Source organism: Marinococcus tarijensis (assembly GCF_054971385.1).
Window position 1 is genome coordinate 59,118 of sequence record NZ_JBQOJA010000003.1, and the last position, 21,948, is coordinate 81,065.

19 protein-coding genes and 2 other annotated features (1 of these 21 cut by a window edge) are annotated in these 21,948 nt (G+C 48.7%); all 19 genes read right to left on the bottom strand.

The genetic code is table 11. The features are described from left to right. Positions 1 to 17, bottom strand: a sequence feature (ribosomal protein L21 leader region); it reaches 56 nt to the left of the window's first position. Between the two features lie 38 nt (positions 18 to 55). After that, positions 56 to 1,570: an Rne/Rng family ribonuclease gene (locus ACTTK7_RS02520; protein ID WP_462865532.1), complete on the bottom strand. Its 1,515-nt coding sequence runs from the start codon at positions 1,568 to 1,570 to the stop codon at positions 56 to 58. A 67-nt stretch (positions 1,571 to 1,637) separates the two neighbouring features. Continuing rightward, positions 1,638 to 1,811 carry a hypothetical protein gene (locus ACTTK7_RS02525; protein ID WP_022793174.1) on the bottom strand — a complete coding sequence of 58 codons (174 nt, stop codon included), beginning with the start codon at positions 1,809 to 1,811 and terminating at the stop codon, positions 1,638 to 1,640. A gap of 204 nt (positions 1,812 to 2,015) precedes the next feature. Beyond that, complete coding sequence (minD, locus tag ACTTK7_RS02530) at positions 2,016 to 2,813, bottom strand: septum site-determining protein MinD (RefSeq protein ID WP_319631120.1); 798 nt, start codon at positions 2,811 to 2,813, stop codon at positions 2,016 to 2,018. Positions 2,814 to 2,892: 79 nt separating this feature from the next. Next, the gene (gene minC / locus ACTTK7_RS02535; protein WP_322526485.1) at positions 2,893 to 3,585 is read right to left on the bottom strand and encodes a septum site-determining protein MinC; all 693 of its coding nucleotides are present in this window, start codon (positions 3,583 to 3,585) and stop codon (positions 2,893 to 2,895) included. Positions 3,586 to 3,695: 110 nt separating this feature from the next. Then, complete coding sequence (gene mreD, locus ACTTK7_RS02540) at positions 3,696 to 4,220, bottom strand: rod shape-determining protein MreD (protein ID WP_462865534.1); 525 nt, start codon at positions 4,218 to 4,220, stop codon at positions 3,696 to 3,698. Next, positions 4,217 to 5,158 carry a rod shape-determining protein MreC gene (mreC, locus tag ACTTK7_RS02545; protein WP_462865536.1) on the bottom strand — a complete coding sequence of 314 codons (942 nt, stop codon included), beginning with the start codon at positions 5,156 to 5,158 and terminating at the stop codon, positions 4,217 to 4,219. The genes mreD and mreC overlap by 4 nt, the downstream gene beginning before the upstream one ends. Positions 5,159 to 5,184: 26 nt before the next feature. Further along, entirely contained in the window at positions 5,185 to 6,228 is a 1,044-nt protein-coding gene (locus ACTTK7_RS02550; protein ID WP_462865538.1) for a rod shape-determining protein, read from the bottom strand. A gap of 328 nt (positions 6,229 to 6,556) precedes the next feature. After that, positions 6,557 to 7,240: a RadC family protein gene (gene radC / locus ACTTK7_RS02555; protein WP_462865540.1), complete on the bottom strand. Its 684-nt coding sequence runs from the start codon at positions 7,238 to 7,240 to the stop codon at positions 6,557 to 6,559. Positions 7,241 to 7,282: 42 nt separating this feature from the next. Continuing rightward, positions 7,283 to 8,038, bottom strand: coding sequence for a prepilin peptidase (locus tag ACTTK7_RS02560; protein ID WP_462865542.1), 756 nt, complete (start codon positions 8,036 to 8,038; stop codon positions 7,283 to 7,285). Positions 8,039 to 8,141: 103 nt separating this feature from the next. After that, positions 8,142 to 9,434 (bottom strand): bifunctional folylpolyglutamate synthase/dihydrofolate synthase, encoded by a 1,293-nt coding sequence (locus ACTTK7_RS02565; protein WP_462865543.1) that lies wholly within the window; start codon positions 9,432 to 9,434, stop codon positions 8,142 to 8,144. A gap of 58 nt (positions 9,435 to 9,492) precedes the next feature. Then, positions 9,493 to 12,132, bottom strand: a complete 2,640-nt coding sequence (locus ACTTK7_RS02570) for a valine--tRNA ligase (RefSeq protein WP_462865545.1) — start codon at positions 12,130 to 12,132, stop codon at positions 9,493 to 9,495. A 40-nt stretch (positions 12,133 to 12,172) separates the two neighbouring features. Next, positions 12,173 to 12,388, bottom strand: a binding site (T-box leader). A gap of 49 nt (positions 12,389 to 12,437) precedes the next feature. Beyond that, the gene (gene hemL / locus ACTTK7_RS02575; RefSeq protein WP_462865547.1) at positions 12,438 to 13,751 is read right to left on the bottom strand and encodes a glutamate-1-semialdehyde 2,1-aminomutase; all 1,314 of its coding nucleotides are present in this window, start codon (positions 13,749 to 13,751) and stop codon (positions 12,438 to 12,440) included. 102 nt (positions 13,752 to 13,853) lie between these two features. Continuing rightward, positions 13,854 to 14,846, bottom strand: a complete 993-nt coding sequence (hemB, locus tag ACTTK7_RS02580; RefSeq protein WP_462865549.1) for a porphobilinogen synthase — start codon at positions 14,844 to 14,846, stop codon at positions 13,854 to 13,856. An 11-nt stretch (positions 14,847 to 14,857) separates the two neighbouring features. Continuing rightward, positions 14,858 to 15,604, bottom strand: coding sequence for a uroporphyrinogen-III synthase (locus ACTTK7_RS02585; protein WP_462865550.1), 747 nt, complete (start codon positions 15,602 to 15,604; stop codon positions 14,858 to 14,860). After that, positions 15,604 to 16,539, bottom strand: coding sequence for a hydroxymethylbilane synthase (gene hemC / locus ACTTK7_RS02590; RefSeq protein WP_462865662.1), 936 nt, complete (start codon positions 16,537 to 16,539; stop codon positions 15,604 to 15,606). The genes ACTTK7_RS02585 and hemC overlap by 1 nt, the downstream gene beginning before the upstream one ends. 35 nt (positions 16,540 to 16,574) lie before the next feature. Further along, entirely contained in the window at positions 16,575 to 17,405 is an 831-nt protein-coding gene (locus tag ACTTK7_RS02595) for a cytochrome C assembly family protein (protein WP_462865552.1), read from the bottom strand. Between the two features lie 15 nt (positions 17,406 to 17,420). Then, positions 17,421 to 18,821, bottom strand: coding sequence for a glutamyl-tRNA reductase (hemA, locus tag ACTTK7_RS02600; RefSeq protein ID WP_462865554.1), 1,401 nt, complete (start codon positions 18,819 to 18,821; stop codon positions 17,421 to 17,423). 211 nt (positions 18,822 to 19,032) lie between these two features. After that, positions 19,033 to 19,614: a ribosome biogenesis GTP-binding protein YihA/YsxC gene (gene yihA / locus ACTTK7_RS02605; RefSeq protein WP_322526498.1), complete on the bottom strand. Its 582-nt coding sequence runs from the start codon at positions 19,612 to 19,614 to the stop codon at positions 19,033 to 19,035. Then, positions 19,601 to 21,934, bottom strand: a complete 2,334-nt coding sequence (gene lon / locus ACTTK7_RS02610; RefSeq protein WP_462865556.1) for an endopeptidase La — start codon at positions 21,932 to 21,934, stop codon at positions 19,601 to 19,603. Before lon ends, yihA begins: the two co-directional genes overlap by 14 nt. Between the last annotated feature and the right edge of the window lie 14 nt (positions 21,935 to 21,948).

The window sequence follows — 21,948 nt, forward strand, 5'->3', positions numbered from 1 at the left end:
TGCGGTTGTAGTTTGGGTGCTTCCAAACAACTAACGTTACAAATAATAGCATATATTAAAAACGAAAGTCAATTCCCCGCTGCTTCATTTGAGCTTTCAAAGCCTGATTTCTTTGTTCCGCCACTTCAAGGCTTCCTGCGTAGCGGACAATAACCTCCTGCTCCTTCGGTTCAGAAACGATAAATAAGCGTCCCGGGGCTATTTGCTGAAGGTCATCATACAATGCCCTGCCCTCCCGGACAAGGAGCCGGTCAGGCACTTCCAGTACGATCGCGTCTACGTCTTCTTCCACCCAGGCCCCGAGCGTTCGTTTTGATCTTTCCACCAGTTCTTTTTCCGATAGTCTCCACCCTTTGCCGTACTCTGTACCGAAGGGCTCGAGCAGGTGTTCCTCGAGACTCTGACGGGAACGCTGACGGGTCACCTCCACAACGCCAAGACGGGAGAAGCCGGCAATCCGGATTTTCTGCGGATCTTCAGCGGCTTTTTCTTCCAATACCTGCATTAAATGCTGCCGGTCTTTTTCTTCATCCATCCGTATAAAGTCAATCATTATCATCCCGGAAAGATTTCTTACACGCAATTGGTGCATTACTTCTCCGGCAGCTTCGAGGTTTGTTTTTACAATCGTGTGCCCGAGATCATGTTTTCCGGTAAATCTTCCCGTATTCACATCTATTGTGATACACATTTCTGTCTTTTCAATCTGCAAAAATCCTCCGCTTTTCAGCCAGGCTACAGGCTTTAAGGCACGCTCGAGATCGACATCCACATTTTCTTTCGAGAAAATATTTTCCGGACGCTCAAAAAGCACAAATTCCGGACGCTTTTCGGGCTCCCATCCGCTGAATTGTGCTTTTGCCGTCTCCATCGCTTCTCTTGTATCCACAGCGACTCTTTTCACATATTCCATAGGAGCATATGCCAGACATTTTGTTAAAAAGTGCTCCTCCTGTGATACTTTCCCCGGAGAGGACAGCTTTTCTCCCCGAAGAACCATATCCTGCCACAGGCTCTGCAGCTGGGAGACCTCCTTCTTTATCACATCCAGCGACTGTGACGTTCCCTCCGTACGCACAATCAGGCCGTCTCCATTCAATGGCAGCGCCTTTTCCTGTTCAAGCCATTCTTCCTTCACGGCTGCCTCCACCTTCTGTGAAATAAACAGGCCCGGCTCATCCGGCAGATACACACAGTATTTTCCCGGCAGTGACAAATTCTCTTTAAGCTTGGCACCCTTGCTGGCCGTTTCTTCTTTTACGACCTGAACAAATAAATATTCGCCCTTTTTGATAAAATCCTTAATTCCCCTCTGCCTTTTTTCAGCAAGCGGCTCTTTCAGCAGCCGGTACGACATAATATTATCCCGGTGCAGGTACCCTTTTTTCCCTTTGCCGATATCTATAAATGCAGCATCCATGCCCGGCAGTACATCCACTACTCTTCCTTTATAGATGTCTCCGGCTGCCGTGTCATCCATTGCCGACTCAAAAAAGAACTCTGTCACTCTTCCATTATGTTTCAGGGCCGCTCTTGCTTCCCCGGCTTTCATATTTGCAATTAATTCCATCGAACGTTCCTCCAGTGGCACATTTCTTTCCAAAAGGAAAAAACTGCCACTATCAAGTGGCAGCCATTCAGTTAGACTTATTTTCTTCTCTGACCTTAGCCTTTTCATGAAGCAGGGCAATCTGCGTGGTAAGCCGCTTCAACTCCTGTTCGGAAGCCGCTTCCTGCATTTGTTTATTTAAAAGAGCCAGTTTTTGGCGTTCTTCATCGGAAAGATAAGGGTGCTTTTCTATAACAGTCATCAGTGATTCCTCCTTCGCGCATTCGGATAGATACTCGAAGCCTTTCATTCTGCAAAAACCTTTATAAGAAAGACAGGCGATTCGGGAATCAACTTCAAAACAGCATGCCCTTTCACTGCTATTATACCACGCAGGTCTTAAAGAAAACAAAATTGACTCATCTGCACAAAAAGGACAGGAAGCATACTCCCCGTCCTCAGCCTGTTACGATTTTATTCCGAATAAACTTTTCACCTTGGAGAAAAAGCTTTTCTTTTCTTCCACTGCCATCAGCGGCACCGATTCCCCGAGCAGCCGGCGGGCAATGTTACGATACCCAAGCGAAGCCCTGCTGTTTGGATTCATCGCAATCGGCTCCCCTTTATGTGCTGCTTTTAACACATGCTCTTCGTCTACAATCATGCCGAGCAGATCCACTGCGAGTGTAGCTACGACGTCTTCCACATCCAGTACGTTGCCTTCCCGTGAAAGATCACTCCGCACCCGGTTCACTACCAGCTTTGGCGGTTCAATATCTTCGTTTTCAAGCAAACCGATGATCCGGTCAGCATCTCTCACGGCTGCCGTATCCGGAGTGGTAACAACGATCGCTTTGTCCGCGCCGGACACAGCGTTTTTAAATCCCTGCTCAATACCGGCCGGGCAATCGATAAGAATAAAATCGTATTCCGGGCGGAGCGTTTCCACGATTTCCTCCATTTGTTCGGGATTCACCGCAGATTTATCCTTTGTCTGTGCTGCCGGCAGCAAATGCAGGCAGTCGAACCTTTTATCACGGATTAATGCCTGCTGCACCTTGCAGCGTCCTTCCGCAGCATCCACCAGATCGTAAATAATCCGGTTTTCCAGACCCATAACGACATCCAAATTCCGGAGTCCGATATCTGTATCAATCAAACATACTTTCTGTCCCTGCAGTGCAAGTGCTGTACCGATGTTGGCAGAAGTCGTGGTTTTCCCGACTCCGCCTTTTCCGGATGTAATTACTATTGCCTCTCCCACCAACGGTTCCTCCTTTCAGACCTTACATGCTTCTCAATCCGGCTAACGGTGTCCGGAAGTTGTTTTCGGCCTGACATGCTTATGTATATGAGACCGAGCGTAAATAATGCCCGAGCATTTTTGTTTCCTCAAATGCAATTGCCTTATATTCTTCTCCGGTAACATACGCATACCCCGGTCCTTCAATCGCAGGCTTCTGCTCCTGCTTTTCATGTTTTTCCGGCGCGTAGAAATACGTATCCGAGATAGAAATTTGTTTAGGAATCATCACAGAGGCACAAACCACAGCATGACTTTCTCCCTCTGTGCCGGCTCTCGCTATTCCTTTTAATGCCCCGATAACATAGATGTTACCCGTGGCTTCAACCACTCCGCCAGGATTAACATCGCCGATAATAAGAATATCGCCTGTTTTGCGGAGTACCTGCCCCGAACGGACAATCTGTGTGACGGACGTTACTGTTGCTTTTTCAATTACCTCTTGCGCTTCATCTTTTGTCATCACGTTCGAATGAACTTCATGCACCCGCACTGAACCCGTTTTGTTCAGAACTTCCGTAATTTCTTCTTCGTGACTTTTACTCAAATAACGGTTCCCGGCGTCCACACGGACTTCTACTTGCGGCCCGTTTTCAAACAAACGCTGCTCCCGTTCAATCTTCTTCTTCAATTCCTCAAGAAGTTCATGAAAAGAGCACTGATCATTTAATACAATGGTTAGTCCTTCTTTAGTACCTTTAATCGTTACATAATTTCCATTGTTATTCGTCATATTTTCACCCCTGAACCCTTAAGCGCTCTCCATTCTTAGTAAATGTCGTTCTTTCCATTATACGGTTTCATTTCACAGGAATAAACAGCAAACCACTTCTTTTTTAAAAATTATCGCTGCCTGATTTTTTCTTCGTCTTCAATCCATTCAAAAATACGGCGGAAAGGAACGAGCAGCAGTAAAGCAGCAGCCCCGTTAATAAGCCACGAAGCAATCATCCGCTTCACTAAAAACTCCCCAAAAGAGAGTTCGGCAATGCCCAGCAAAAAATAAATAAAATAAATTAGCAGTTCAAATACGAAAAGCGCACAGAATATGATAAGCCACTGCCATCCATAGCTGTTCCGGACCACTGGCAGAGAGTAGGAGCTCACGTACGCAATAAAGCCGAAGCAGAACGTATAAACACCGAGAATTTGCGTGTACGTGAAATCATAGAGAAACCCAACGAAAATACCTGCCCATACCCCTGCAACCGGGCCACGGTATATGCTGGTCAAAATTACTCCAATAAGCGCAAATCTCGGCATCCACACCCATCCACTTTCATTTTCCTGCGGAAAGAGGATTTCAAACCATGTTCCTTCAATAAGAAATAAACAAAAGATAGCTACGGGGATAAGAAAGCGTGTCATGAGCCCCCGCCGCCTTCTTCACCGACTGGGTCCACGGCTTCTTCCTCTTCGTCCTCCTGCTCCTGGTCTTCTTCGAGCGAAGGAAATTCTTCACTCAGATCTTCAATGTTCCGGTCCAGAACGTTCACATACGTTAAATCACTGAAGTCTGCCGCTGGTTCAATAAGGGCGTTATACGTTAAACCGTATTCATCGGGTTCCACGCTCTCCACTTCCCCGATTGGAATGCCGCTTGGAAACGCTCCGCCCATTCCTGAAGTAACTACCTGCTGACCCTCTTCGATTTCTGCATCACTGCGGATTTTCCGGAGCATAAGGCCATCCCGGTCTTCGTCCCATCCCTCAATGAAAGCATTAACCGTCTCGTCACCGGCCGTCACACTGGCGCTGATACGGTTTGTCCGTTCTCCGTCGGATAATAATTGGACAGTAGAGGAAAATTCGGAAGCCTCTGCCACCCGTCCGATAAGACCTTCATTCGTAACTACAGCCATATCCTGTTCAACACCGTTCTGGGTGCCCTGATTAATACCTATCGTCTGTGTCCAGCGATCAGGGTTCCGGTAAACGACAAGCGCCTGGCGGCTTTCATAGTCGCTCAGCATTTCCTGCGTGTTGGCCGACTCCCGGAGTGTTTCATTTTCCTGACGGGTGTTTTCAAGCTCTGCCGACGTGGCAGCGTATTTTTCCAGCTGCTGCTTGAGGGTTTTATTTTCCTCGTATGTATCCAATAAATTTTCCACAGCTTCGAAGCGATTAGCTGCAAAGTGAGCCGGGCGGCTGATAGTCGATTGAAAAACGCCTACAGAGTCTCTTACAAACTCTTCCGGCCACGGCACCGATTCCCGTTCTCTCATGGAAAACCCTATGAGTATAACAAGAAGAATAATGCTTACCATCAAGATGATTAATCGCTTGTTGTTAAAAAAGTGCGGCATGGTTCCCCACCTACTCTAAAGATAGATTAAGCATTCCGGCCTGAGCGGGATGTAATACCTGCTTTCGAGCGGAACAAATGAATATTTTCTAAAGCGCGTCCTGTACCAAGTGCCACACAGTCCAAAGGCTCCTCCGATACTAATACCGGCATGTTCGTTTCTTCGCTGAGAACCCGGTCAATGTGCCGCAGAAGAGCCCCTCCCCCTGTTAACAGGATACCACGGTCCATAATATCCGCTGCTAATTCCGGAGGAGTCTGTTCAAGTGTACTTTTCACCGTATCAATGATAGTGGAGACCGTATCTTTCAAACATCCAGCAATCTCTTCAGAGGTAATTGTAACTGTTTTTGGAAGCCCGGTCACTACATCTCTTCCGCGGATTTCCATTGTACCATTATCTTCACTTTCTGCGGGAGGAGAAGCAGCACCAACTTCAAGCTTAATGGCTTCCGAGGTGCGCTCTCCCACTATGACGTTGTACGTTTTTCGGATATACTGAATGATTGCTTCATCCATTTCATCTCCGGCAATGCGGATAGATTGACTCGTCACAATTCCACCAAGAGAGATGATAGCCACTTCTGTCGTTCCGCCCCCGATATCAACGACCATGCTCCCTGTAGGCTCCCACACAGGAAGATCGGCTCCAATCGCCGCTGCAAACGGTTCTTCGATCGTATAGGCCTCTCTTGCCCCAGCCTGTTTTGTTGCATCCTCCACGGCCCTCTTTTCAACTGCCGTAATACCTGACGGCACGCATACCATCACGTTTGGCTTTCTCGAGAATATCGAACGTTTTTTAACCGACTGACCAATAAAATATTCCATCATGGTCGCCGTGGTATCAAAATCAGCAATGACGCCGTCTTTCATTGGACGTATTGCTGTAATGTTCCCCGGTGTACGCCCGATCATATTTTGCGCACTGCGGCCTACAGCTTCAATATTTCCCGTATCTGTCCGGATAGCCACCACCGAGGGCTCGCGAAGAATAACACCTTCTCCTCTGGCGTAAACGAGCGTATTTGCCGTACCTAAATCGATCCCCAGGTCTCTCGTTCCAAACATCTATGTTTATCTCCTCTCGTCTTGCAAAATACACGGTCGTTCTTTTCAGCAGGTATGATTCATTAGATCATCTAATGATTTATTATGTTGAATAATGCCTTTTTCGCTACCCTTTGTATTCCGTTATGTAGCGGGCACGTTCAGCGGGCCCTGGATGAACGATTTCATCTTCAGGTTTTCCTCCCATCTGACGCCCGCCCGTTATTATGCATTAAATTAAAGCTGTTCATGCATGCACTATTTTTTATTATACTGAAAAATATTTGAAAAACATAGGGTCAATGCACCTGTTTTTTTTAGGATAGGCTTATTTTCACAACCCCCTGTTTTACATAAACCCCTGTTCTTTCATGCTCTTGAAGCACTGATCGCCAACAATGACATGATCAAGCAGTTCGATTCCGAGCAGCCGGCCGCATTCTGCCACCCGTTTAGTTACCTGAATATCCTCACTGCTCGGAGCCGGATCGCCGGACGGGTGATTATGAAGGCAGATAATTGATGCTGCGGATCGTCGCAGCGCTTCTTTGAACAGTTCCCTTGGGTGGACAATGCTTGAATTCAGACTGCCGATAAATAATGTCTGCTTATGAATAATTTGATTTTTAGTATTCAGACACAGTACGACAAAATGCTCCTGCTGTAAAAATCTCAAGTCTTCCATCATGTATTCTGCTGCGTCTTCAGGTGAACGCACAACGTACCTGTCGGGATATGAATAACGAAAAATGCGCTTTCCCAATTCAAGTGCTGCCTGCAGCTCCAGGGCTTTTGCTTTTCCAATACCCGGAATTTCCATCAGTTCTTCCCGGGTGGCTTCTTTCAGTAACGGCAGAGCATCGAAACGCTCCAGCACCTCGGCAGCCAGCTCCAGCACCGGTGCCTGCTTTGTACCTGTGCGAAGAAGCACCGCCAGCAGTTCCTGTTCCGTCAGTGCCTCTGCTCCTTTTTGTTCCATTTTCTCGCGGGGTCTGAACATTTCTCTCCCATCGGGGATGGCAGTCGTTTTCATCAGTGATCGTCTCCTTTATGTGTGGGGGGGTTAAAACGGGGGTTACAAAAAAGCCAGGTACCATTTCAGGCATGCTTCTCCGGCAAATAAAGTAAGTAAGCTGCCGGCCGCGATGGCCGGGGCAAATGGGAACGGCACTCCTTTTTTGAAAATACTAAATGGATATAAAAGAAAAATAACGATAGAAGCGGTGAACACAGCAGCTATAAAATTAACAGCAAGAAGTTGCGGACCGAAGAAAAACCCGAGAACAACAAATATTTTCAGGTCGCCGCCACCCATCCCTCCCCTCGTGGCCAGAATAATGGCTGATATAAGAAATAAGCCGGTGAATGCACCTATGAAGCTCTCGCTCCAGGCAGGCTCCTCCAGCCAGAAAAATTTTAAAAGCACCGCTCCAAGAAAAAACAAAAACGATACCCGGTCCGGAATGATCATAGCTGTAATATCGCTGATGGTAATAATGAAAAGGTAGGAAATAAGAAGTAAAGCTGCAGCAAGTTCTGCAGTTAGTCCGAAGTGGACGTAAGCGAGGAAAAACAAGACACCACCGGCGCCTTCCATAAGAGGATAAATCGCGGAAATACGGGTTTTGCAGAAGCGGCATTTACCGCCCAGATACAGATACGAACAGCAGGGGACTAAATCTCTTTTTTTAATCGGCTGGATACATACCGGGCAGCGCGATGGGGGCGCCCACACGGATCCGCCGGCAGCTAGTCGCATACCTGCGGCGCTACAAAAAGAACTCACTACCATCCCTGCCGCTGTAAAATATACAGCGAGCAATATGTTCATCACAACACCTCTTCCATTTTTTTCTTATTATAGCATGGTTTCCCTTTAATCAGCTTAAAAATATAATAAAAAGCAGAAGCCGCATGCTTCTGCCTTCGTTTTCTTATTGACTCCACTCCTGCGTCAGCTGGGAGATGAAATACAAAGAGCCGGCAAAGACGATCACGTCTTCCTGATCCCGGGCTGTATTTGCCTTTTCCCATGCTTCCTGCCAGCTTGCTGCTTTTTGAACATCTGCTGTATTCGCTTCAGCAATATCCTCCGGTGCTGCTGCCTGCGGAAAATCAAACGGAACCGCCGTGATGGATTCTATCTCCAGGCCGTCCAGCTGATCAAGCACCGGTGCTTGTAATTTGTCCGTTTTCATTCCGACAATAAAATGAAAACGGCTGTTTGGATAATGCTTAGCCAACGCTTCCTTGAGGCTTTTCATTCCCTCTTCATTATGAGCACCGTCGAAAAGAACATGCTCTTCGCCAGGCGCCTTTTCAAGCCTCCCCGGCCAGGATGCTTTTTTCAGGCCGGCGCGGATGTGTTCATCTTCTGCGGGCAGCGCGTAATACATTTTTAGGTAACGCGTCGTAATTACTGCTGCTGCCGCATTCTCCACCTGGTGCTCCCCGAGCATGGAGACCTCGAGATCTTCCATATCTCCGAGAAGGGAATAAAAGGAAAACCGGGTTCCTGACTCTAACGGCTCGAGGCGGCGAACGTGAAACTGACGGCCAAGCTGATAAAATTTCGAGCGCTGGTAATCGGCAGCTTCCTCAAAAATGCCGGCGAGCTCTTCATTCTGCTCACATGTCACTACAGGCACCCCGCCTTTAATAATACCGGCTTTTTCCCGGGCTACTTCTTCGAGCGTGTCCCCGAGGATACCCTGATGATCGTGACCAATGTTTGTAATAATGCTTACCATAGGGTGGATGGCGTTTGTGGCGTCCAGACGACCGCCAAGGCCAACCTCCCATATGACGACGTCCGGGAACGTTTTTCTGGCAAAATACATTGCCGCGATAACAGTGATCACTTCAAACTCCGTCGGTGACCCAAACGGTGTGCGGGCGATACTTTCTACTACCGGACGAAGAACGGCAGCCAGCTCCAAAAAATCCTCCTCGCTGATTGGCTCTCCGTCTGTCGCAATACGCTCACGAAAATGATGGATATACGGCGATGTGAACGACCCGCAAACAATGCCTGCTTCTGTCATAATATTTCTCGTAAATGCCGCAGTGGATCCTTTGCCGTTCGTTCCGCCGACATGAATACCTTTCAGCCGGCGTTCCGGATTGCCGACAGCTTCAAGCATCATATTCATCCGGTCAAGTCCCGGGCGGATGCCAAATGTTTCGAGTGAGTGCACCCATGCTTCTGCTTCCTTGTATGTGTGCAAAGTAGACCTCCCTTTAAACAGCCATGCAGCAGGCCCCCTCGCCGGGGGCGTCTGCTGCTTAGCTTTTTTGCAGTTCTTCCATTCTGGCTGTTACTTTTTCTCTTTTTTGCTCGTAATCCTTCTGCTTTTCTTTTTCTTCCTCAACGACATGCGCGGGCGCTTTGCTGACAAATCCTTCGTTGTTCAGCTTTTTCGTGACCCGCTCCACTTCTTTATCGAGCTTGTCTTTTTCCCGCTGCAGCCGCTCTATTTCTTCGTCCACATTAATCAGGCCTTCAAGCGGCAGAAAGATTTCCGCCCCGCTCAATACATGGGATATGGATTTTTCCGGAGCTTCCAGAGTTGCATCGATAGTCAGCGTATCCGGGTTTCCAAACCGTACAATATAGTCACGCCCCCGTTCGAGTCTTTCCGAGGCCTGGCCGTTGGACGGCTTAAGGCTCATCGGCACCGCTTTACTCGGTGGAACGTTCATTTCCGCCCGCGTATTCCGGACCGAACGAATAACCTCCTGAATTAATTCCATATCGCGCACCGCTTCCTCGTCAAACAGCTGCGAATCCGCTGCCGGCCAGGAGGCACTCATAATCGACGTTCCTTCGTGAGGAAGATGCTGCCAGATTTCTTCCGTAATAAATGGCATCATCGGGTGAAGCATGCGCATCGTCTGGTCAAATACATGAACAAGCACAGACTGGGCCATGCGTTTTGGCTGTTCCTCTTCACCGTACAGCGGCAGCTTGGCCATTTCAATGTACCAGTCACAAAGGTCATCCCAAATAAAGTTATAGAGCGTCCTTCCGGCTTCCCCGAACTCGTATTTCTCCATCAATTGGGTGGCATTCTGCTTTGTTTCCTGCAGCCGGTGTAAGATCCAGCGGTCCGCAATCGTTTTTGTGCCTTCGAGCTCGATATCTTCCGCCGTTATCCCTTCCACATTCATCAGTGTAAACCGGGCGGCGTTCCATATTTTATTGCCGAAATTCCAGTTGGCCTCTACCTTTTCCCACTGGAAACGAATATCGTTGCCCGGTGTTGTACCTGTCGCAAGCAGAAAGCGCAGAGCATCCGCCCCGTACTGATCGATAACATCCATCGGGTCTACCCCGTTGCCGAGGGATTTACTCATTTTCCGTCCTTCACTGTCACGTACCAGCCCGTGAATAAGCACGTCCTCAAACGGGCGTTCACCGGTAAACTCCAGCCCCTGAAAAATCATCCGCGACACCCAGAAGAAAATGATGTCGTAGCCGGTCACAAGCGCACTGGTCGGGTAGTAGCGCGCATAGTCCGAGCTTTCTTCCGGCCATCCCATGGTGGAAAACGGCCATAAAGCCGAGCTGAACCACGTATCAAGCACGTCCTCATCCTGTTTCCATTCATCCGGGTTTTCCGGTGCCGTGCGTCCTACATAAATTTCGCCTGTTTCTTTATGGTACCAGGCGGGGATGCGGTGTCCCCACCAGAGCTGGCGCGAAATACACCAGTCCCGGATATTTTCCATCCACTGCAGATACGTCTTTTCAAAGCGTTCCGGCACAAAGTTGACTTTTTCTTCCTTCTGCTGGAGCTCTACTGCCTGCTTTGCAAGCGGCCCCATGTTTACAAACCACTGCGTGGAAAGATACGGTTCAACCACGGCGCCGCTCCGCTCGGAATGGCCGACAGAGTGCATATGTTCTTCAATATCAAACAGAATGTTCTCTGCCTGCAGATCCTTCGTCAGCTGCCGGCGGCAGGCAAAGCGGTCCATGCCTTCATAAATTCCGGCATTTTCATTCATGCTTCCGTCTTCATTCATCACAAGCACGCGCGGCAGGTCATGACGGTTGCCCATTTCAAAATCATTCGGATCATGCGCAGGCGTAATTTTCACTGCCCCGGAACCAAAATCCATGTCCACATAGTCGTCTGCGATGATCGGAATTTCTCTTCCGATGACCGGCAGCACGGCCGTTTTTCCGATAAGATGCTTATAACGCCCGTCCTCCGGATGTACTGCGACTGCCGTGTCACCAAGCATCGTCTCCGGCCGGGTCGTCGCTACTTCGATTGAAGTGTTTTCGCCTTTAACCGGGTAGCGCATATGGTAAAAGTGACCCTGCACTTCTTTATATTCCACTTCGATATCTGAAAGCGCCGTCTGCGTTTGCGGGTCCCAGTTGATAATGTATTCACCCCGGTAGATAAGCTCCCTTTCGTACAACGAAACAAAGACTTCCCGTACCGCTTCCGACAGCCCTTCATCAAGCGTGAAACGCTCTTTCGAATAGTCGAGCGAAAGCCCGAGCTTGGCCCACTGGCTTCGGATGAAATCGGCATATTCCTCCTTCCAGCCCCACGTTTTTTCAAGGAATGCTTCCCGTCCAAGTTCATAGCGGCTCGTGCCTTCTTCCTTCAGCTGTGCCTCCACCTTGGACTGGGTAGCAATCCCGGCATGATCCATGCCCGGCAGCCATAAAGTATCATACCCCTGCATGCGCTTCATCCGGATTAAAATATCCTGAAGCGTCGTATCCCAGGCGTGGCCAAGGTGAAGCCGTCCGGTCACGTTCGGCGGCGGAATAACAATTGTATACGGCGTGCCATCTGTCTGGCCTGCCTCAAACTGTCCTGTTTCTTTCCAGAAGTCATACCAGCGGCTTTCCGTTTCTTTCGGATCGTATTTTTTTGCCATTTCCGTTTCTTGTTTTCCCATACAAATCCCCTTTCTTCTCATAAAAAAACTCTTCATCCCAAGTAAGGACGAAGAGTTTTCGCGGTACCACCTTAATACCTGCTCTAAAGCAGGCACTTTACCATAACGGCGGCTACCGTCTTTTCTTACTTTGTGCGTTCAGAAAAGAAGCTCGAGGGCGACTTTCCGCACGGGTCGTTAAAGAATCTCTCAGCCCTGGATCCTTTTTTCTGTACAACGGACCTTCGCGCGTACTCCTCCCTGTTCCTGCATTTATTATTAATATTGAGTGAGTGTCTTTATTTTACGAAACAAACACGCATGCGTCAACTATCGTCCCCGTGTTCTTTATTTGCCGCAAGGCTTGCAAAGACGCGGTCAGCCGCCTCAATGGTCTTATCGATATCTTCTTCGCTGTGCTCTGTCGATAAAAACAGTCCTTCAAACTGCGAAGGGGGCAGCGATATGCCTTCTGCCATCATTCCACGGAAATAACGAGCGAACATCCCCAGGTCTGATTTCTTCGCAGAAGCAAAATCCACCACAGGTTCATCGGTAAAGAACAGGCCGATCATCGCTCCGGCACGATTGATTTGATGAGGGATTCCGTGCTTTGCGGCCGCCCGGTTCAGTCCTTCTTCAAGCTGTGCTGCCCGGGCGCTAAACGTTTCATAGCTGCTTTCATCCACTTGTCTGAGTGTTTCAAGCCCGGCTGTCATCGCCAGCGGATTGCCGGAAAGGGTGCCTGCCTGATAAATAGGTCCATCCGGGGCAATCTGCTGCATGATATCGGCACGGCCGCCGTAGGCTCCCACCGGAAGCCCGCCGCCGATCACCTTTCCAAGACACGTGAGGTCCGGGGTCACCCCGTAATGCCCCTGGGCGCTGTTATAATCCACACGGAAGCCGCTCATAACTTCATCAAAAATCAGCAGACTGCCGTATTGGTTCGTAATGTCACGAACGCCTTCCAAAAATCCTTCACCAGGAGTGACAACCCCCATGTTCCCGGTGACAGGCTCGAGAATAACTCCGGCGATTTCATCTCCGTATTCATCAAACGCCTTCTGCAGGCTGTCGAGATCGTTGTACGGAACGGTAAGCGTATTCTGCGCAATCGAACCAGGGACGCCCGGGCTGTCCGGGAGGCCAAGTGTAGCGACGCCGGAGCCGGCACGAATGAGAAGAGAATCTCCGTGACCGTGATAGCAGCCCTCCATTTTTACAATTTTGTCCCGGCCGGTAAACCCGCGGGCAAGACGCAGCGTACTCATGGTCGCTTCTGTGCCGGAGTTCACCATCCGGACGACTTCAATGGAAGGCACCCGGTCCACGACAAGTTCCGCCAGACCGGCTTCTGTTACGTGCGAAGCACCGAAGCTCGTACCTTTCTCGGCTACAATTTTTAAGCTGTCAACGACATGCTCATTTGCATGTCCGAGAAGAAGCGGTCCCCAGGACATCACGTAATCAATGTATTCGTTTCCGTCGATGTCTTTAATGCGGGAGCCTTTACCTTCGTCCATATAAACAGCCGGATGGCCGACCGATTCATAGGTCCGCACGGGACTGCTGACTCCTCCCGGCATTACTTTTTTTGCGCGTTCATGTGCATGTATTGAATTATGATACGATTTCATGTCATACCTCCTGGATACTTAAAAGTTATCTTTTTTGCTATTCCCGTCCTTAGTATAACGAAAACAAGCCCTGGACTGAACACCTTCCAGAGCTTGTTTCCATCATTTATTGTCTTCCTGCATATAGCGCACAGCATCTTTGGCGAAATACGTCACAATCAGATCAGCTCCGGCACGTTTCATACTGGTGAGCTTTTCCATAACAATATCCTTTTCATTCACCCATCCGTTCTGGGCGGCAGCTTTAATCATCGCATATTCCCCGGAAACGTTATACGCTACCACCGGATATCCAGTGCGCTCTTTCACTTCTCTTACGATATCGAGATAAGCAAGGGCCGGCTTCACAATAAGAAAGTCGGCTCCTTCTTCCACATCAGTTTCCGCTTCTTTTAACGATTCAAGCCGGTTCGGAGGATCCATCTGGTAGGTTTTCCGGTCCCCAAACGAAGGAGTGCTGTGAGCTGCGTCACGAAACGGGCCGTAAAAGGCACTGGCATATTTAACCGTATAGGACATCAGCGGCACTGTCACGTGCCCTGCTTTATCGAGCCCCTCCCGGATAGCCGCTGTAAACCCGTCCATCATGTTCGACGGCGCAATAATATCTGCCCCGGCTTCTGCCTGGGAGACCGCGGTTTCTGTTAAATTCCTCAGCGACTCATCGTTATCCACATAACCGTTATGAATAACCCCGCAGTGCCCGTGGTCTGTATACTGGCACAGGCAGGTATCCGCAATCACCGTCAGTGCCGGATGATTTTCTTTAATCTGCCGGATAGCCCGCTGGACAATCCCGTCCTTCAGAAAAGCCGGCGTTCCTTCGGCATCTTTTTCCTCCTCATGAGGAACGCCAAATACGATGACGCTCGGAATACCGAGAGATTCCAATTCGTCCATTTCTGAATCCAAATGATCCAGGGAAACGTGATAGACTCCCGGCATGGACGGTACTTCTTTGCGCACATTTTCCCCTTCGACGACAAAAATAGGATAAATTAAATCGTTGGGTCTTAATTCGTTTTCTCTTACCATTGCTCGTATACCAGGCGTCGTCCGCAATCTGCGGTGCCGGCGGAAATGTAAATCAGCCAATGTGAAGCCTCCTAAATAATTTCCTTGGTTTTTTCTATCATTCCTTCCACGGAATGAATATCTGCTTCGTAAACATACTTAAACCCGGTTTCGCGGGCAGCTTTTCCGGTCGAGGGGCCGATTGCCACCACGGGCATAGCCAGCAGCAACTGCCGGTAAGCCCCTGCCAGCCGGTACAGGGCCTCTACAGAGGAAGGACTTGCGGCCGTAAGTACGTCAACCTCCCGATTTTTTAAAACAGCCTGGAGAAGAGGCTCATTTTTTTCTTTCGGTACCGTCGTATACAAATGCCATACCCACACGTTTAGGCCCCGGGCTGCAAGCGACCGGTGCAAGGTATCGGCCGCCTGGTTGCTTTGAGGAAGAAGCACGTTTTCCCGGGCGCCGACTACCCGTCCGGCTGCTTCAGCCAGCGAAACGGCTTTATATTTTTCTGGCATCAGTTCTACCCGAAAGCCTTCCTGTTCCAGCGCCTGCTTGGTCTTTGGCCCGACAGCAGCCGTTTTTAAGCCGGCTGGAATACCCAGACCATGCCGTTTTTGCCATTCCGTCAGGTAATAGACGGTATTCACGCTTGTTATAAGCATCCAGTCAATATTACCGCTCCGCCACCGCTCCGCCATTGCCTTTTCCCTGCTTTGTACCGGTACGGTAGTAATAACCGGCACCGCCCTGGCACAACAGCCTGCAGACTGAAGACCCTGCACCAGACTTGCGTTCTGGCCGGCTCCTCTTGTCACCAGTACTGTTGCTGTCACTATTCTTCCCCCATCTCTTCCCGGGCCTGCTCCAGAATTTCTTTGCCTCCCCGTCCAAGCAGGGCATGAGCAGCCTCTCTGCCCATTTCTTCCGGTTTGTCACCCGTGAGCTTTTCTTTTAGTATTTTGCGTCCATCCGTGGATCCAATCATTGCAGTTAATTGCACATTACCCTGCTTATTAAGCGTGGCGTATCCGCCAATCGGCACCGCGCATCCTCCCTCTACAGCTTTCAGGAAGGCCCGCTCGGCAGCCACGCATACCGCTACCGGCTCGTCATGAAGGTGTTGAATAATCTTTAATATATCTTCGTCCCCGCTGCGGCACTCAATCCCAAGTGCGCCCTGTCCTACGGCCGGCACACACATATTCGGCTCGAGAAATTCCGTGACAATCTCATCACTCCAGCCCATGCGCTCCAGGCCGGCGGCGGCTAAAATAATGGCGTCAAAGCTTTCCTCACGCAGCTTCCGGAGCCGTGTTTCAATATTGCCCCGAATCCACTGGACGTTTAAATCCGGGCGCTCTGCTTTAATCTGGGATGTGCGCCGCAGACTGCTCGTACCAACTACTGCTCCAAGCGGCAGATTATGAAATTTTACATGATCGTTTGCAATATAGGCATCCCGTGGGTCCACCCGGTTAGTGACAGCGCCCACTTCGAAGCCTTCCGCCATCTCTCCCGGAAGGTCCTTCATACTGTGTACGGCTATATCAATCTCACCGTCTGTAAGCGCCTGCTCAATTTCCTTTACAAACAGGCCCTTTCCGCCGACTTTAGATAGCGTCCGGTCCAGAACACGGTCCCCTTTTGTAGAGATTTTTTTCACTTCAAAGCGGTAGGGCAGATCCAGCTTTTCAAGCTCCTGCTGCACCCACTCCGTTTGTTTTAATGCCAGATTACTTTTTCTAGTACCCAGGGTGATTGTGCGCATGCGTTTAGCCATTCCTTTCTAAGCATCCATAGTTATTATAAGTACCATATATGAAACTGACTCAAATCACTGGAAATAAAATAGTTAATGAGTAAAACGACAAAGCAGGCAACGTTTAAAAGCGCCATCCGGTACCCGCGCCAGTGATGAACGGCCAGTAAATATATATACGTACTGTAAAAGCCAAGCAGAATGATCGAACCGATGACTTTTGCGTCCTGCCAGGGGAGAGAGTCGTACCATTTCCCTGCCCAGAGAAAACCAAACACCAGTCCTGCAAATAAAAGAGGAACTCCGATGATGGTGGTCGTGCCTGCCAGCTTTTCCATTTTCGGCAGATTTTCCATCCTGATTAACCGTTTCCCCCACTGCTTTCTTTTTAAAAGCTGATGCTGCAGCACATACATTGCGGAGAATACAAATGCCAGTGTAAACGAAGCATAAGAGAGCAGAATAAAAATAATATGCACTACGAGCGTCTCAGACAACAGCAGCATCTCAAGCTCGTTTGGAATATCGCCGTTAAACGAAAAAGAACTGAACGTCATCAGCAGAAAGCCTATTACATTTAGAAAGAAAACCAGGACATCCATTCGAAAAAACCAGTTCACAATAAGTGAAATGGTTACAAGCGACCACGCATAGAAATACATGCCTTCAAAAGGCGTGATTACTGGTGCACGATCATACATAAATATTCTAAGTACTAAAAAGGCCGTCTGCGAAGCCCAGACAATAGAAAGCAACCAGAAGGCGAATCGGTTCACCTTCCGGTTGGTTTGAGAAAAATCAACGAAGTAGCAAAGGACGCTCAGGCCGTATAGTACAATCGTTACGATATAAATAATTCCTTCGGCTGCAACCATCCTGACGCCCCTCTCTTAGGAACGAACAGCGACATCTGTCGCGTAAGCATATGGAAGGCGGAAACCGCGCGATTCTCTGGAGGAATTCCATTCCTCTTCCGCCTCTTCCTTGCGTATTTGACGCTCCTCTGCTGCTCTGGCTTCTTCTACTTCCTCTTCAAGAGCAAAGATTTCAGTAAACAGCTGCAGCATTTCTTCTGCATCGTTGTTATCAGCCATTTCTTTAGCTTTCGTTATCGGATCCTTGATCATTTGATTGATAATGCTTTTCGTGTGCTTACGCAGCACTTTCTTTTCCCGTTCGGTAAGCTCCGGAAGCTTCCGTTCCACACTATCCATGGTATCTGCCTGAATAGCCAGAGCTTTTGTCCGAAGAGCTGAAATCACTGGCACCACTCCGAGAGTATGCACCCAGTCCTTGAAATCCGAGACTTCAGCATGGATCATTCTCTCCATCAGTGCTGCAGCTTTTTTGCGTTCTTCCATATTGGAATTCACAATATCCTGCAGATCATCAATGTCATACAAAAAAACGTTATCGAGCTGATTCAATGCCGGATCCAAGTCTCTTGGGACTGCAATATCAACCATAAACAGCGGTTTGCCTTTTCTTTTTTTGTTGGCAGAGGCCACCTGCTCTTTACTCAGCACGTAGGAATCCGAGCCGGTGGAGGAAATTAAAACATCCGCCTGTGCAAGCGCGTCAGTCAGCTCCTCCATTGGTTTAGCTTTTCCGTTAAACTGCGCAGCAATCTGTTCTGCTTTTTCATACGTCCGGTTAAACACCGTCACTTCGGCAGCACCACCGGAATGCAGATGCTTAGCTGTCAATTCGCTCATTTTTCCGGCACCCAAAACAAGCACCCGCTTGTTTTTGAACGAGCCGACAACTTTTTTACCAAGCTCAACAGCTGCATAGCTGACTGATACAGGATTGTCGTTAATTTCTGTTTCGTGATGGGCCCGTTTGGAATACGTGACCGCACGTTTAAACAGTTCATTAAATATCGTGCCGGTCGTTTCATTCTCATGGGCTGTAGCGAGGGCGCTTTTCACCTGGCCCAGTATTTGTGTTTCACCAATCACCATGGAATCAAGACCACTTGCAACCTGAAACAAATGCTGCACCGCTGCATCATTTTCGCGTATATTTAAAAATGGCCCAAAGTCTTCCTGTGGCATTTCGAACCAGCGGCCCAGAAATTTTTTCACAAAATGTCTTCCTGTATGCAGCTGGTCGACGACTGCATACACCTCTGTCCGGTTACAGGTAGATACGATGACGCATTCCAGGATACTTTTCATGTCACGAAGCTCCTGCAGTGCCTGAGGAAGTGTATCCTCCTGAAAAGCCAATCGTTCTCTCGTTTCAACTGGAGTTGTTTTATAGTCTAATCCAGCGACAATAATATGCATGTTCGTATCTTCACCCCCTGCGTCATCAGTACCATGTTTAATGCAACCACCAAATCTTCAGCTCTATTTATACGTTCCACTCTTCACACAACCCATTGTATCACACAACTATTTGCCTTTTGGCATCAATTTGTGAACAAGGGCTGACAGTTTTTTCTGCTGTCTCTGTCTTTTACTCACTATTCCAATGTATATTTTCCACGCATTATTTTCAAATAAACTGCTCAATGGCCCGCCACGCTTCATCTTTGCCCTGGGCGGTTTCTGCAGAAAACACGACCGTCTGGTCCTCCGGCTTCAGCTTAAGTGTTTCTTTAACACGCTTTAAATGACGGGGGCGTTTATTTTTCGTGATTTTGTCCGCTTTTGTTGCAATAATAACTACCGGCAGCTCATGAAATTTCAAGTAATCGTACATGGCTATATCATCTTTTGTCGGCTCGTGGCGAAAATCAATAATCATAAAAGCAGCTTTCAGGACTTCTCTGCTTTTGAGATACTCCTCCATCATTTCGCCCCAGGCTGCCCGTTCGCTTTTTGATACTTTCGCATAGCCATAGCCGGGAACGTCTACGAACAAAAAGCGGTCTTCGATATTATAGAAATTGAGTGTACGCGTTTTACCGGGCTTTGAAGAAGTCCGGGCCAGGTTCTTTCTTGCTAACAGGGAATTAATAAACGAAGATTTCCCCACATTGGACCTTCCAGCCAGAGCTATTTCCGGAAGTCCCCCTTCAGGGTACTGTTTAGGGCTGACCGCACTTATAACCAGCTCCGATTTATGAACTTTCATTTTTCTCCTCCAATGCTTCTATTAACACTTCATCGAGATGCTTCACCGTAATAAATGTAATATCTTTTTTAATGCTTTCCGGTATATCTTCCAAATCTTTTTCATTATCGGCAGGTATCAGGATCGTCGTCAGTCCTGCACGGTGGGCACTCATTGATTTTTCCTTCAATCCGCCGATTGGGAGCACTCTGCCGCGCAGAGTGATTTCCCCGGTCATTCCTACTTCTTTTTTCACTTTCCGGCCGGACAGTGCAGATACCAGGGCTGTTGCAATTGTGATGCCCGCAGAAGGCCCATCTTTTGGCGTGGCTCCTTCCGGCACGTGAATATGAATATCCCATTTTTCCTGAAAATCCGGATCGACGCCCCATTCATCCGCCTTTGACCGGATATAGCTGAATGCTGCCTGCGCGGATTCCTTCATGACATCACCGAGTTTCCCGGTTAACTGAAGCTGGCCGTTTCCTTTTGCGAGAGATACTTCAATAGATAAAGTCGTTCCGCCGGCCGCCGTATAGGCAAGACCGGTAGCTGCGCCCACCTGGTCCTCCTCTTCCGCACGCCCGTAACGGTACCGCGGACGCCCAAGCAGTTCCTCGATTTTCGCCGGCGTGACTACTACTTTTTTGTTTTCACCCATAACGATCAGCTTTGCTGCTTTCCGGCACACCGCTGCTATCTCTCTTTCCAGGCCACGGACTCCTGCTTCTCTCGTATACTCGCGTATTAATTTTAAAAGAGCTCCCTGCCGGAACTGGATGCTTCCTTTGGTTAAGCCATTTTCCTTAATCTGCTTTTCCACAAGGTGATTTTTAGCAATACCTTCTTTTTCAATTTCCGTGTAACCGGCAATGCTAATAACCTCCATCCGGTCGAGCAGCGGCTCAGGGATAGTGTTCATATTGTTAGCCGTAGTAATAAACATTGTTTTGGAAAGATCGTAGGCCTCTTCTACATAATGATCTTCAAACGTATTGTTTTGTTCCGGGTCAAGCACTTCAAGCATCGCTGAAGAAGGGTCCCCCCGGAAATCACTGGCCATTTTGTCAATTTCATCAAGCAGAAATACCGGGTTAACGGTACCAGCTTTTTTCATTCCCTGAATAATGCGACCAGGCATAGCACCAACATAGGTTTTGCGATGCCCGCGAATTTCTGCTTCATCCCGGATACCTCCAAGGCTCATTCTAGTGAAATTACGGTCGAGCGAGCGCGCAATAGAACGTGCCAGCGACGTTTTTCCGACGCCTGGCGGTCCGGTCAGACATAGAATCGGGCCTTTCACGGATTCCGTCAGCTGCTGCACGGCTAAGTGCTCAAGTACCCGGTCCTTCACCTTTTCAAGTCCGTAATGATCTTCATCGAGAACCCGCTGGGCCCGCTTAATATCAAGCTGGTCTTCAGTTTCCTCATACCACGGTATATCCACAAGCCATTCGATATATGTCCGGATAACGGAAGTCTCTGCAGAAGCCCCCGGCATCTTTTCGTAGCGGCGAAGCTCCCGCTCAGCTTTTTCCTGAACCTGTTCGGGCATTTTTGCCTGCTGAATTTTTTCTCTGAGTTCATCGACTTCACTTTCTTTTCCATCAGTCTCTCCGAGTTCTTTTTGGATCGCCCGCATTTGTTCGCGCAGGTAGTATTCACGCTGCGTTTTTTCCATCGATTTTTTCACGCGCTGCCCGATTTGATTTTCAAGGCCTAATACTTCCTGTTCTTTCTGCAGAATATCGATAATTTTACGCAGACGCTCCGAAGCGGTGAATTGCTCGAGCAGCTCCTGCTTCTCTGCTACTTTTAACGGAAGATGAGAGCTGATCATATCAGCGAGACGGTCGGCCCCTGCAATGTCCTGCACCGATTGGATCGTTTCACTGGAAATGCGCTTAGAAGCAGTGGCATACTGTTCAAAAGCTTCCAGCGCCTTTCTCATTAACGCCTGTTCCTCAGCCGAATCTGCGTGTTCTTCCGTAGGCAGCACCTCCATTTCCACTTCAAAAAAAGCATCCTTATCGATAAATTCTTTTATCTCTGCGCGCTCCAAGCCTTCCACAAGTACACGGATGGTTCCATTTGGAAGCTTCAGCATCTGCTTAATTTTTGCCACCGTACCGACATGGTACACATCAGCTTCGCCTGGGTTATCTACTGATAAATCTTTCTGCGTTACGAGCAGAATCCGGCTGTCCTTAGCATTTGCTTGCTCCAGGGCTTCCACGGATTTATCTCTTCCCACATCCAAATGAAGCACCATCGACGGGAACACAAGCAGTCCGCGAAGCGGCAGCATCGGTATGGAAATCGTCGTTGTATTTGGCATTCGCTAACACCTCT